Source organism: Streptomyces sp. NPDC047315, from assembly GCF_040643215.1.
GTDB lineage: Bacteria > Actinomycetota > Actinomycetes > Streptomycetales > Streptomycetaceae > Streptomyces.
Genome location: NZ_JBEYTZ010000073.1, coordinates 1 through 14495, shown reverse-complemented (window position 1 = coordinate 14495; position 14495 = coordinate 1). Strand labels below are relative to the sequence as shown.

Below are 14495 nucleotides of genomic sequence, written 5' to 3'. Positions count from 1 at the left end.
CTTGTTCCGGCGTTGACGTCGTGGCGTGACGGCGAGCGCGAACGACAGCGGCGTGATCAGTGGCGTTACCGCGTCGCCTGGGAACCCGTCGAGATTGATGCCACGGAAAGTTTGAGCGGTACGTGGCTGGTCATCACCGGCTCGCATCAGACGGTGGACGAGTCCTTGGTCCGTTGGACTTCCGGGCTGGAAGCGGCCCTGACGACCGCGGGTGCCACGGTCCGCCATGAGACCTTCGACGGCGGAGCGCCGGATGCCTTCGGACCGCTGGAGGGTGTCGACGGCGTGGTGTCGCTGCTGAGCGTGGCCGGAGACGTTTCTCCTCCGGCTCGTGGTGACGTCTCGACGGGACTCCTGGCGACGTTGCGGCTGATTCAAGTCCTGGCGCGGGCGGGTTTCGCCGGTCGGATGTGGGCGATGACCTCCGACGCCGTGAGCGTCGGGCCTGCGGATGGTGCTCCTGCGCCGGAGCAGGCGCAGGTGTGGGGCTTGGGCCGGGTCGCTGGTTTGGAGCACCCCGGCCTGTGGGGCGGTCTGATCGACCTCCCGTCCGGCCAGCACCTCACCGAAACGATCGGACGCCAGCTCGTCGGCGTACTGACCGCGGGCACCGAAGACCAGGTGGCGCTGCGCCAGGACGTCGTGCTGGGCCGACGGCTGGTTCATGCTCCGATCGCACCCGTAACCCCGACGGACCGTTCGTGGCAGCCCCGGGGCACCGTACTGATCACGGGTGGTACGGGAGGGCTGGGTGCCCACGTCGCCCGTTGGGTCGCGCAGCGCGGCGCCGAGCACGTCGTCCTGGTGAGTCGACGAGGGACGGACGCGCCCGGTGCCCAGGAACTGGTCGACGACCTGGCCGCGGAAGGTTGCCGTGCGACGATCGCCGCTTGCGACGTGTCCGACCACGAAGCCGTGGCCGAGCTGCTGGCAGGAATCCCCGAAGAGCACCCGCTCGACGTCGTGGTCCACACGGCCGGAGTGGTCGACGACAGCGTGCTGACCGCCATGACCGAGGAACAACTCGCGGCCACCGCACGGTCCAAGGTGCTGGGCGCCCTCGTCCTGCACGAACTGACGACGGAGCTGCCCCTCTCCGCGTTCGTGCTCTTCTCCTCCGCCGCGGCCGTCGTCGGATCGCCCGGGCAGGGCAACTACGCAGCGGGGAACGCCTTCCTCGACGCGCTCGCCCAGTTGCGTCGATCCCTCCAACTGCCCGCCACCTCCGTCGCGTGGGGGCCGTGGGCCGGGGCCGGAATGGCGACGGTGGGCGACGTAGAAGAGCAATTGCGCCGACAGGGCATGGTGCCGATGCCCGCCACACCGGCGCTGGCCGCCCTGGAGACCGCCCTGACCAGGGACGACGCCACCGTGGTGATCGGTGACTTCCAGTGGGATCGCTTCGTGTCCACGCACGCCGCCCAGCGGCCCATGCCCTTGCTGGCAGGGCTGCCCGAAGTGGCGGCGAGCGTGGCGAAGACGGCCCGCGCTGCTGCCGGGAGCGAGGCAGCCGCGGACGCCGGAGCACCGTCCCTACGCGATCGCCTGACGGCGTGCGCTCCCTCCGAGCGGTTCCGCACGGTCCTGGAAGTGGTGCGCGGGGAATCTGCCGCGGTGCTCGGCCACCGGACCTCGACTGCGGTTGATCCGCATCAGGAGTACCGCCAGGCAGGGTTCGATTCGCTGGCCGCGCTGAATCTGCGGAACCGCCTGGGTGCAGCCACCGACCTGCCGATCCCCACCTCACTCGTCTACGACCACCCGACGCCGGACGCGGTCGCACGGTATCTGCTCGACGCCTTCGACCTGGCCGAGCCGGAAGCCGCCGACGAACTGCTCGACGGATTCGACCGGCTGGAACGGCAACTGGTGCGTACGGAATCCGACGGTGAGCTGCGAACCGTCATCACCAAACGGCTGGAGAACCTCCTGTGGCGGTGGCGCGACGCGGGCGCGCCCGACGCAGACGGCCCGACGCCCGAAGACGATCTCGAATCCGCCTCCGCGGACGAGATGTTCGCACTGATCGATCGCGGCCTCGACAACTGAGGCTCCGCCCCCCCGCTTGCTGCCGCTGACGACCCGATGGGAAGCAGACGATGAGCGACAAGGAAGCCAAGCTCCTCGGTTACCTCAAGAAGGTGACCGCGGACCTTCAGACTGCACAGCGCCGACTTCGCCAGTTGGAGACTGGCGACACCGAACCGCTGGCCGTCGTCGGCATGGCGTGCCGTCTGCCGGGCGGAGTCAGTTCGCCCGAGGGCCTCTGGAACCTGATCAGCTCCGAAACGGATGCGATCACCGAATTCCCGACCAATCGCGGCTGGCGACTGGACAGGCTGTACCACCCCGACCCGGAGCACCCGGGCACCAGCTACACGCGCGAGGGCGGCTTCCTCCCGGACGCCGACCAGTTCGACCCCGGCCTCTTCGGGATCTCGCCGCGCGAGGCGCTGGCGATGGATCCTCAGCAGCGGCTGCTGCTGGAGACGTCCTGGGAGGCTTTCGAACGGGCGGCCGTCCCCGTCGACACGCTCCGCGGCACGTCCACGGGCGTCTTCGTGGGCGCGGTCGGCCAGACCTACACGTCCCTGTTGGACGACAGCCAGGCCGGTACGCAGGGCTTCGCGCTCACCGGAGGTGCGGCGAGCATCCTGTCCGGGCGGCTGTCGTACGTCTTCGGGTTCGAGGGTCCTGCCATCACCATCGACACCGCGTGCTCGTCGTCGCTGGTCGCGCTGCACCTGGCGGTGCAGTCGCTGCGCCGGGGCGAGTGCTCCTTGGCCCTGGTCGGCGGCGTCACGGTGATGGCGACGCCGTCGGCCTTCGTGGAGTTCAGCCGACAGCGGGGGCTCGCGGCCGACGGCCGGTGCAAGGCGTTCTCGGATTCGGCCGACGGGACGGGCTGGGCCGAAGGCGTCGGCGTCCTGCTTGTGGAACGGCTTTCGGACGCCGTACGGAACGGGCGTCGGGTGTTGGCGGTGGTGCGGGGTTCGGCGGTGAATCAGGACGGTGCGTCGAACGGGTTGACGGCGCCGAACGGCCCGTCCCAGCGGGAGGTGATACGAGCGGCGCTGCGCGATGCCCGGCTGTCGGCCGGCGAGGTCGACGTGGTGGAGGCACACGGAACGGGAACGAAGCTCGGTGACCCCATCGAGGCCCAGGCACTCCTGTCCACCTATGGCCAGGGGCGGGCTGATGGCGAACCTCTGTGGTTGGGGTCGCTGAAGTCGAACATCGGGCACACCCAAGCAGCTGCTGGTGTGGCTGGTGTGATGAAGATGGTGCTGGCGTTGCAGGAGGGGGTGTTGCCGAGGACGTTGCACGCGGATGTGGCGTCGTCGCATGTGGATTGGGCTTCGGGTGCGGTGGAGTTGTTGACCGAGGCGCGCGAGTGGGCGAGGGAGGAGGGCCGTCCGCGGCGGGCTGGGGTGTCGTCGTTCGGGATGAGTGGCACGAATGCGCATGTGATTGTGGAGGAGGCGCCGGCGGAGGGGGCCGTGGCTTCTGAGTCTGGTGGGTCGGGGGTGTTGCCGGTTCCGTTGGTGTTGTCTGCTGCGTCGCGGTCTGCTTTGGCTGATGTGGCGGGTGGACTTGGTGAGTTCGTGGGCTCGGGTTCGGGTTGTGGGTTGGTGGGGTTGGCTGGGGGGTTGGTGTCGGGGCGGTCGGTGTTGGATCGGCGGGGTGTGGTGGTGGCGGGTTCGGTGGAGGAGGCGGTGTCAGGGTTCAAACAGATTGCTGATGGTGGTGTGGGTGAGGGTGTGGTGGTGGGCGGTGCTCGCGCGGTAGGGGGCGTGGGGTTTGTGTTCCCTGGTCAGGGGGCTCAGTGGGTGGGTATGGGGCGGGGTCTTTTGGATTCGTCTTCGGTGTTTGCTGAGGCGATTGAGGCGTGTGAGGGAGTCTTTTCCCCGTTGGTGGATTGGTCGTTGCGTGAGGTGCTCATGGGTGAGGGGGCTGACGCTGGTTTGGATCGTGTTGATGTGGTGCAGCCGGTGTCGTTTGCGGTGATGGTGGCTCTCGCTCGGTTGTGGCGTGTGCATGGGGTCGAGCCGTCTGGTGTGGTCGGACACAGTCAGGGTGAGATTGCTGCGGTGTGTGTGGCGGGTGGTTTGTCGTTGGCTGATGCTGCACGGGTAGTGGTGGCGCGGAGTAAGGCGATTCGGCAGTTGTCGGGTCGGGGTGCGATGGCGTCCCTTCGCCTGTCACGTAGGGCCGCGGAAGAGGTGGTGGCGAAGGTGGCGGCGGGTGAGGTGTGGGTGGCTGCGGAGAACGGGCCGAACTCGGTCGTGGTCTCCGGCAGCCCGGACGGGATAGCGAACGTCATCGCCCACTGCACCGAGACGGGTGTGTCCGCTCGGAAGATCGCCGTGGACTACGCCTCGCACTCGCCGCACATCGATGAAGTCGTGGACGAAGTACGCGCCGCCTTGGCCGGCATCGAGGCGCGCAAGAGCTCGCTGACGGTGTTCTCCTCGGTCACTGGCGAGCCGATGGCGACGGGGACCCTGGACGTCGACTACTGGATCCGTAATCTTCGGGAGCCGGTGGAGTTCCACACCGCCGTCACGGCCATGCTGGGCGAGGGTTTCACCCACTTCGTGGAGGTCAGCGCCCACCCGGTGCTCGTCCCTGCCGTGGAGGGCATCTTCGACCACGCCACCGATTCAACGGACGGTGGTCCTGTGGTGTGGGGTTCCCTCCGTCGTGACCACGGTGACCGTCGTCAGTGGTGCACCGCTCTGGCGCAAGCGTTCACGAACGGACTGGCCGTCGACTGGAGCCCCCTCCTCCCCGGCGCCACGGCGATACCCGACCTGCCCACCTACCCCTTCCAACGCCAACGCTATTGGGTCGAGCCCAAGCACGACGCACCCGAACTCGCCGCTCCACGCCAGGGCGGCCCCGAGCGGATGTTCTGGCAGGCCGTCGAGGACGGCGACGTCGACCGACTGCTGTCCATCCTCGAACTGCCCGGACAAGAAGGCCGGGACGTCCTCACCACCCTCACGCCACCCCTCAGCAGGAGCCTCCGCCGCTGGCAGGAGCAGCAGGAACTCGACCAACGGCGGTACGGGATCGACTGGCAGCTCCTGGTCCCCGAACCCCCGACGGCCAACCGGCTGTCCGGCACCTGGCTGCTGGTGGTCCCGGAAGGCCGCGAGGGCTCCGCAGCCCCGTACGAGCAGGCGCTGACCGCCGCCGGAGCGGCCGTACGACTGCTCCCCGTCGACACCCACGGCACCGACTCCGCCGACCTGGCGGAGCTCGTCGCCCTGCTCGCCGGCGGTGCCGAGCCGGCCGGCGTCCTGTCGCTCCTCGCCCTGGCCGACGAGCCGCACCCGGCGCACCCCGCCGTCCCGGCCGGAGCGGCGGCGACCCTCCTCCTCATCCAGACCATGGTCCGCAGCGGCGTCGCCGCACCCCTGTGGGGCTGCACGTACGAGGCCGTACCGGTGAACGAGGGCGGATCCGTCGCCCACCCCGCCCAGGCGCAGATCTGGGGCCTCGGCAGGGTCACGGCCCTGGAGCACCCGAAGCTGTGGGGCGGACTGGTCGACGTGCCGCGGCAGCCGTCCGACCGGGAGGTCCGACGGCTCGTCGCCGCCCTCCACGACGAGCGCGGCGAGGACCAGTTCGTCGTCCGGCCCTCCGGAACCCACGTCCGACGGCTCGTCCGCCGCCCCCTCGCGGACACCGCGCCCGTACGGAACTGGAAGCCCGGCGGTCGAGCCGCGCTCGTGACCGGCGACCCCGCGGGGCTCGGCGGCCACGTCGCACGCTGGCTGTCCGACCTGGGCGGAACCAGCGTCGTCCTCCTTGACCCCACCCCCGCCGCACCCGACCCCGAGCTCGATCCCCTGCGGCTGGGCGCCGACATCCGGATCGTCCCGTGCGATCTGACCGCTCCCGAACCGGTCGCAGCGCTGCTCGCCGAACTGCGCGCCGACGGCCTGCGGATCGGTGCCTTCCTGCACACGGCGGACGCCATCGTGCTGCGCCGGGTCGACGAGGTCGATCTCGCGGAGTACGCGGACGCCATCGTCCACAAGGCCACGGCGGCGGAGCACGTCATGGCGGCCTTGGACACCGCCGACCTGGAAGCCGCCGTCTTCTTCACCTCCATCGCCGGCGTGTGGGGCAGCGGCGACCACGCCAGCTACGCGGCGGCGCACGCCCACACCGACGCCCTCGCCCGGCACCACCGGGCCCGTGGCCTCCCGGTCGCCTCCCTGGCACTCGGCCGTTGGCACGACCCCGATCCGACGGCCGACGCCGCCGCCCCGGACCTGTGGTCGGCGCCGCACGGACTCCCGCCGCTGCCCGTCGACGCCGTCCTGACCGCCCTGCACCACACCCTCGACCACGACGACCGCTTCGTGGCCGTGGCCGACGTCGACTGGGAGCGCTTCGCATCCCTCTTCACCATCGCCCGCCCCAGCCGCCTGCTCGACGGCGTCCCCGAAGCACGGCAGAGCCATGCGGCAGCGGCCGAGACGGACGCCGACCGCGCCGGCACCGCCGGCGGCCAGGACCTGCGCGACCGGCTGACCGCGGCGTCCAAGGGCGATCGACGCACCCTCCTGCTCGAAACCGTACGCACCGCCGTCGCCGGCGTCCTCAGCTATCCCGACCCCGACGCGATCGAACCCGACCAAGCCTTCAACGACCTCGGATTCGACTCCGTCACCGCGGTCGAACTGCGCAACCACATCCTGAAGACCGCCGGTGTGAAACTCCCGATGACGGTGGTCTTCGACCACCCCAACTGCGCCGCGCTCGCCGAAGTCCTCGGCGTCGAACTCGGCCTGGACGCCGCCGTGAACGCCGAAGCGGTGCACGCCGACCTCGACCGGCTGGCGGGAACTCTCGACCGGGCCAGGGCGGAGGACGTCGAACTCTCCTCGGTCAAGCGCCGCCTGCGGTCGCTGCTCTCCGGCTGGTCGGACCCGGCCGCCGAGGAACCCACGGAGTCGGAAGGCGTCACGCAACGCCTGGAGGACGCCACCGACGACGAACTCCTCGCCTTCATCAACAAGGAATTCTGAGCACCCCATCAACAAGGAATTCTGAGCACCCCATCAACAAGGAATTCTGAGCACCACAAGGGTTTCTGAGCACCCCGAGGAATTCTGCAAAACGCCCAGCGGACCGCACCGGACCGGTGTCACCGAAAACAGTTCTGAGGAGCCTTTCGTGGCCGACGAGCAGACGCTTCGTGAATATCTCAAAAGGGTGACCGCCGACCTGCACGAGACGCGCACTCGCCTACGTGAGGTGGAAGCGCAGGCCAGCGAGCCGCTGGCGATCGTCGGAATCGCGTGCCGCTACCCCGGCGGCATCTCCTCACCGGAAGACCTGTGGCAAGCCGTCGACTCCGGGCAGGACGCGATCTCCCGGATCCCCGACGACCGCGGCTGGGACCTCACCGCCCTGCTCGACCCGGACGCCGACAAGCCGGGCACCAGCTACGTACAAGAAGGCGGCTTCCTGAACGACGCCGCCCTCTTCGACCCCGGATTCTTCGGGATCTCGCCCCGCGAGGCGCTCGCCATGGACCCGCAGCAGCGGCTCCTCCTGGAGACCTCCTGGGAGGCGTTCGAACGGGCCGGAGTGCTGCCCGAAACGTTGAAGCGCAGCTCCACCGGCGTCTTCGTCGGCTCCAACTACCTCGACTACGGCGGCGCACTGCACCAAGCCCCGCGCGGCCTGGAAGGGCACCTCACCACGGGTGCTTCGTCGAGCGTCCTGTCCGGCCGGCTGTCCTACTACTTCGGGCTCGAAGGCCCCGCCGTGACCGTCGACACCGCCTGCTCCTCCTCCCTCGTGTCGCTGCACCTGGCCGTCCAGGCGCTGCGCCGCGGCGAGTGCTCCCTCGCCCTGGTCGCCGGCGTCACCGTCATGTCGACCCCCGGGCTGTTCCTCGGCTTCAGCCGACAGCGCGGCCTCGCCGCCGACGGCCGCAGCAAGGCGTTCGCCGCCGATGCCGACGGCATGGCCCTCGCCGAAGGCGTCGGAGTGCTGGTCGTCGAGCGGCTGACCGACGCCGTACGCAACGGACGCCGGGTCCTCGCTGTGATCCGCGGCTCCGCCATCAACCAGGACGGCGCCAGCAACGGCCTGACCGCACCCAACGGCCCCTCCCAACAGCGCGTCATCCGCGCCGCCCTCACCGACGCACAACTCACCTCCGCCGACGTCGACGCCGTCGAAGCCCACGGCACCGGCACCAAACTCGGCGACCCCATCGAAGCCCAGGCCCTCCTCACCACCTACGGCCGCGAACGCGGAGACCGCGGCCCGCTGTGGCTCGGCTCCGTGAAGTCCAACATCGGCCACGCCCAGGCGGCGGCCGGCGTAGCCGGAATGATCAAGATGATCATGGCGCTGCGCCACGGCCGACTGCCCCGCACCCTGCACGCCGAAGAAGCGTCCCCGCACATCGACTGGGACGCCGGAGACGTCCGACTGCTCACCGAACCACGCCCGTGGCCCACCGGGGAAACACCGCGGCGAGCCGGCGTCTCGTCGTTCGGGATGAGCGGCACCAACGCCCACGTCATCATCGAAGAAGCACCGACCGACCTGCGGACCACGGAGCCCGACGCCCCGGCAACACCCGCGAGCGACCCCCGGCCCACGCCGTGGCCCCTGTCCGGCCGCACCCCCGAAGGGCTGCGCCAGCAGGCCGCCCGACTGGCCGCCCACGTACGCGGCCGGCCCGAGCTGCGGCCCGAGGACGTCGGCCGCTCCCTGGCCCGTACGCGTACGGCCATGGAACAGCGGGCCGTCGTGCTCGGCACCGACCGCGACACGCTCCTCGCCGGCCTCGACGCGGTGAGCGAGGGCGAACCCACCGCGCAAACCCCCCACGGCCGCGCCGGCTCACCCGGCAAGGTGGTGTTCGTCTTCCCCGGCCAGGGCCACCAGTGGGCGACGATGGCCACCGAACTCCTCGCCGCCGCCCCCGTCTTCGCACAAGCCGTCGCCGACTGCGAAGTGGCGCTCGAACCGTACGTGGACTGGTCGCTCACCGACGTCCTGCGCGCCCGACCCGGCGCACCCACCCTCGACCGGGTCGACGTCGTGCAACCCGCCCTCTTCGCCGTGATGGTCGCCCTCGCCGAACTGTGGCGCGCCCACGGAGTCCAACCCGACGCCGTCGTCGGCCACAGCCAGGGCGAGATCGCCGCCGCGTACGTCGCCGGCGCGCTCTCCCTCAAGGACGCCGCGAAGATCGTGGCCCTGCGCAGCACCGCCCTGCGCGAACTGTCCGGCCTCGGCGCCATGGCGTCCCTCAACCTCGACCGCGCCGCCGCCGAAGAGCTCGTCGCAGCCGCCGACGGACGGCTGGCACTGGCCGCCACCAACGGCCCGACCTCCGTCGTCGTCGCCGGCGAGACCGAAGCCGTCGAAGAGCTGATCGCCCACTGCGACACCCGGGGCGTGCGGGCCCGACGCATCCCGGTCGACTACGCCTCCCACTCCCCGCAGGTCGACCGGATCCGCGAACGGCTCCAGGCCGATCTGACCGGACTCCAACCCACCACCGCCGAAGTCGACTTCTGCTCCTCCGTCGACGGAACCGTGATCGACACCGCCCGGCTCGACGGCGACTACTGGTACCGCAACCTCCGCCGACCCGTGGAGTTCGAAACCGCCACCCGCACCCTGCTCGACCGCGGACACGGCACGTTCATCGAGGTCAGCGCCCACCCGGTACTCACCATCGGCCTCCAAGAGACCTTCGAGGCCACCGCCGCCGACGCCACCGCACTCACCACCCTGCGCCGCGACGAAGGCGGACCGCTGCGCTTCCTCACCGCACTCGGCCACGCCCACGCCCACGGCCTGCCCACGGACTGGACCCCGGCCCTGCCGCCCACCGCCCGCACGGTCGACCTGCCCACCTACGCCTTCCAACGCGAGCGGTACTGGCTCAACCTGGACGCCGAGCCCAGCGGCGCCGACAGCCTCGGCCTGGGCGCGACGGAACACCCGCTGCTCGGCGGCGCCGTCAGCCTCGCCGGCAGCGACGCCGTGCTGCTGACCGGCCGGATCTCGCTGCGCACCCACCCCTGGCTGGCGGGCCACGCCGTATCGGGCACGGTGCTGCTGCCCGGTACGGCGCTCGTCGAGTTCGCCCTGCGCGCCGGCGACGAGGCCGGCTGCGACCGCGTCGAAGAACTCACCCTCCACGCACCCCTGACGCTCGACGACACGGACGTGGCCGTCCAGGTCGTCGTGTCCGCCCCCGACGAGACGGGCGCCCGCCCCCTGCGCATCCACTCCCAGCGCCCCGGGCAGGACACCGGCTGGACGCTCAACGCCAGCGGCCTGCTCACCGCGGCGGGCACCGCCGGCACCCCCGACGACCTGGCCGTCTGGCCCCCGCAGGACGCCGAACCCGTATCCCTCGACGGCTTCTACGAACGACTCCAGACCGCCGGATACGCATACCAGGGCGCCTTCCAGGGGCTGCGGGCAGCCTGGCGCCGGGACGACGAGCTGTTCGCCGAAGTCGCCCTGCCGCTCGACCGGCACGAGGACGTCGCCCGGTTCCGGCTGCACCCCGCCCTGTTCGACGCGGCCCTGCACGTCGGTCTCCTCGACACCCCCGACACGCCCCTGCTGCCGTTCGCCTGGACCGGTGTGACACTGGCCGCCGACGGCGCGACCGACCTACGCGTACGCATCCGACCTGCCGGCCCCGGCGCGGTCGAGATCATCACCGCCGACGGCACCGGCCAGCCCGTCGCCGCCGTCGAAGCACTCGTCTCCAGGGAAGCGGCCGTCCCCGCCGCCACCGGCGGCGCCGCGCCCGACTCCCTCTACCGCACGGCCTGGCTGCCGCTCGGGCCGGCGACCGCGGAAGCCGGCGCGGACTGGCCCGTCATCGGCCCGGCCGACCACCCGCTGGTCGCCCTCCTGACCCGCCCGCGCACCGACCAGTCCCACCACGGCACCACCCGGTACGACGACCTCGAAGCGCTCGCCGACGCCGCCGAACCGACCCCGCGGACCGTGGTCCTCTGCCTCCCGCAGCCCACCGCCCCCACCACCGGCGCCGCCGTCGCCGAGGTGACGAACCACCTGCTCGACACCGTACGGACCTGGCTGACCCACGAACGCTGGGAGGACTCCCGGCTCGTCGTGCTCACCCGCGGCGCCGTACCCGACGTCCAGGACGGCGACGTCTCGGCCCTCCCGCACGCCGCGGCCTGGGGATTCCTCCGCTCCGCCCAGGTGGAGAACCCCGGCCGGCTCACCCTCGTCGACGCCCAAGGCGCACTCGAAGGACAGCTCGCCCGCCACATCGCCCGGGCCGTCGCCTCCGGCGAACCGCAGGCCCTCGCCACACCCGACGACGTACGCGTACCCCGACTCGACGCCCTCGGCACCGGCGACGCACTGCTCCCCCCGGCAGCCGGCGCCTGGCGGCTGGACACCGCCGCCCCCGGAACCCTCGAAGGACTCGCCCTCCTGCCCGCACCCGAATCCGCCGCCCCCCTCGCACCCGGCGAGATACGCGTCGACGTACGGGCCGCCGGGCTCAACTTCCGCGACGTGCTCGTCGCTCTCGGCAGCTACCCCGACCCCGCCCCCATCGGCGGCGAGGCCGCCGGCGTCGTCGTGGAGACCGGAACCGCCGTGACCGGCCTCGCCCCGGGAGACCGCGTCACCGGCCTGCTTCCCCAGTCCGCCGGCACCACCGCCGTCGTCGACGCCCGCCTGGTCACCCGCATCCCCGGGGACTGGACGTACGAACTCGCCGCGACCGTGCCCACGGCGTTCACCACCGCCTACTACGCCCTCGTCGACCTCGCCCGGCTCCAGCCCGGCGAGTCCGTACTCATCCACAGCGCCGCCGGCGGCGTCGGCCTGGCCGCCGTCCAACTCGCCCGCACGTGGGGCTGCGAGGTGTACGCGACCGCCCACCCCGACAAGTGGCCCACCCTCCACGAACACGGCATCGAACCCGACCACCTGGCCTCGTCCCGCGACCTCGCCTTCGAAACCGCCTTCCAGGAGGCGACCGGAGGACATGGCGTCGACGTCGTACTCAACTCGCTCACCGGCGACTTCATCGACGCGTCGCTACGCCTACTGGCGAGCGGTGGCCGCTTCATCGAAATGGGCAAGCGCGACATCCGCGACGCTGAGGAGGTCACCGCCGAGCACCCGGCCCGCCACTACCGGGCGTTCGACCTCGCCGAAGCCGGCCCCGACCGCATCGCCGAGATCCTCGCCGAACTCACCGGCCTCTTCACCGCCGGCCGGCTCACCCCCCTGCCCTCCACCGTCCGCGACGTCCGCCGCGCACGCTCCGCCTTCCGCGCCATGAGCGCGGGACGCCACATCGGCAAGAACGTCCTCCGAGTGCCCCGACCCCTGGACCCCGACGGAACCGTCCTGATCACCGGCGGCACCGGCACCGTCGGCGGCCTCGTCGCCCGACACCTCGCCGTCCACCACCGCGTACGCCACCTCACGCTCATGAGCAGGAGCGGACCCGACGCACCGGGCGCGGCCGAACTCTTCGACGAACTGCGCGACCTGGGCACCGAAGCCACTCTCGTCGCCTGCGACGCCGCCGACCGCGACGCACTCGCCGCCCAACTGGCCGCCATCCCCGCCGACCGGCCCCTGCGCGGCGTCGTGCACGCAGCCGGCACGCTCGACGACGGCGTGGTCACCTCCCTCACCCCAGACCAGCTGACCCGCGTACTGCGCCCCAAGGTCGACGCGGCCGTCAACCTCCACGAACTCACCGCCGACCTCGACCTGCCCCTGTTCGCCCTGTTCTCCTCCGCGTCAGGCGTCTTCGGCGGCGCGGGACAGGCGAACTACGCAGCAGCGAACGCCGCTCTCGACGCCCTCGCACACCAGCGCCGAGCAGCCGGCCACGCCGCCGTCTCCCTCGCCTGGGGCTACTGGGGCGAAGCCAGCGGAATGACCGGACACCTCAGCGACGCCGACCTCCAACGCATGGCACGCGGCGGCGTCGTTCCCATGACCACCGAGCAGGGCCTCGCGCTCTTCGACGCCGCCCAACGCACCGACGAAGGCGCCGTCCTCGCGGCCCGTCTCGACCTGGCTCCCCTACGGGGCCGCACCACCGACGACATCCCGCCGCTGCTGCGCGGCCTCGTGCGCGGCAGCCGCCGAGGCGCCGTCGCGGGCGGCGGCACCACGATCGCCGACCGACTGGCCGCCGTCAGCGCGCCGCAGCGCCGACGCACGGTGCTCGACCTCGTCCGCGAGCACGCCGCCGCCGTCCTCGGCCACGCCGCGTCCACGGCCGTCAACCCGGGCCAGTCCTTCCAGGACCTCGGCTTCGACTCGCTCACCGCGGTCGAACTCCGCAACCGGCTGTCCACCGGAACCGGCATCCGACTGCCCGCCACCCTCGTCTTCGACTACCCGACGCCCGACGACCTCACCGACCACCTCGTCGCCCAACTCGGCGGAGAGGCCGAGACGCGGCCGACGGCCGAGCGCCGAACCGGCGCGCCCGTCGCCGCCGCCCCCGGAGATTCCGAGCCGCTGGCGATCGTGGGCCTGGCCTGTCGGCTGCCGGGGGGCGTCACGTCTCCGGACGGCTTGTGGAGCGTGCTGACCGAGGGCCGCGACATGATTTCCGGGTTCCCGTTGGACCGTGGTTGGGACGTGGAGGGGTTGTTCGACCCCGATCCGGACCGCGGCCGATCCGGCGCGAGTTACGTGCGCGAGGGCGGGTTCCTGCGTGGGGCGGATCGTTTTGATGCGGGGTTCTTCGGTATTTCGCCGCGTGAGGCGTTGGCGATGGATCCGCAGCAGCGGTTGTTGTTGGAGACGTCGTGGGAGGCGTTCGAGCGGGCGGGTGTTGATCCGCTGTCGTTGAAGGGGACGCAGACCGGCGTCTTCATCGGAGCCGTCTCGGGGAACTACGGCTCCCTGCTGTCCGAGGTGCACCCCGAAGTCGAGGGGTACGCACTGGCGGGCAACGTCGCGAGCGTGATGTCCGGCCGGCTGTCGTATGTGTTCGGTCTGGAGGGGCCGTCGCTGACGGTGGACACGGCGTGTTCGTCGTCGCTGGTGGCGTTGCATTCGGCGGTGCGGGCGCTGCGGGGCGGCGAGTGCTCCATGGCGCTGGTCGGCGGAGTCACCGTCATGCCGAACCCGCTCACCTTCACCGAATTCAGCCGCCAGCGCGCCCTGGCGCCGGACGGCCGCTGCAAAGCCTTCTCCGACGCGGCCGACGGGTTCGGCCCTGCTGAGGGTGTGGGTGTGCTGTTGGTTGAGCGGTTGTCGGATGCGGTGGCGAAGGGGCGTCGGGTCTTGGCGGTGGTGCGGGGTTCGGCGGTGAACTCGGACGGCGCGTCGAATGGTTTGACGGCGCCTAATGGTCCGTCGCAGCAGCGGGTGATTCGGGCTGCGTTGCGGGATGCGGGTTTGTCGGTGGGTGATGTGGATGTGGTGGAGGCGCATGGGACGGGTACGAGGCTTGGTGATCC

3 protein-coding genes are annotated in these 14495 nt (G+C 71.3%); all 3 read left to right on the top strand.

The genetic code is table 11. From position 1 onward, the window contains the following. The coding region (locus tag ABZ842_RS38240; protein ID WP_361548307.1) for a beta-ketoacyl reductase at window positions 1-2049 on the top strand (2049 nt) is incomplete at its 5' end. A 50-nt stretch (window positions 2050-2099) separates the two neighbouring features. Further along, a complete protein-coding gene (locus tag ABZ842_RS38235) occupies window positions 2100-7046 on the top strand; it encodes a type I polyketide synthase (protein WP_361548304.1) in 4947 nt (1648 codons plus the stop codon). Window positions 7047-7194: 148 nt separating this feature from the next. Continuing rightward, the coding region (locus tag ABZ842_RS38230) for an SDR family NAD(P)-dependent oxidoreductase (RefSeq protein WP_361548301.1) at window positions 7195-14495 on the top strand (7301 nt) is incomplete at its 3' end.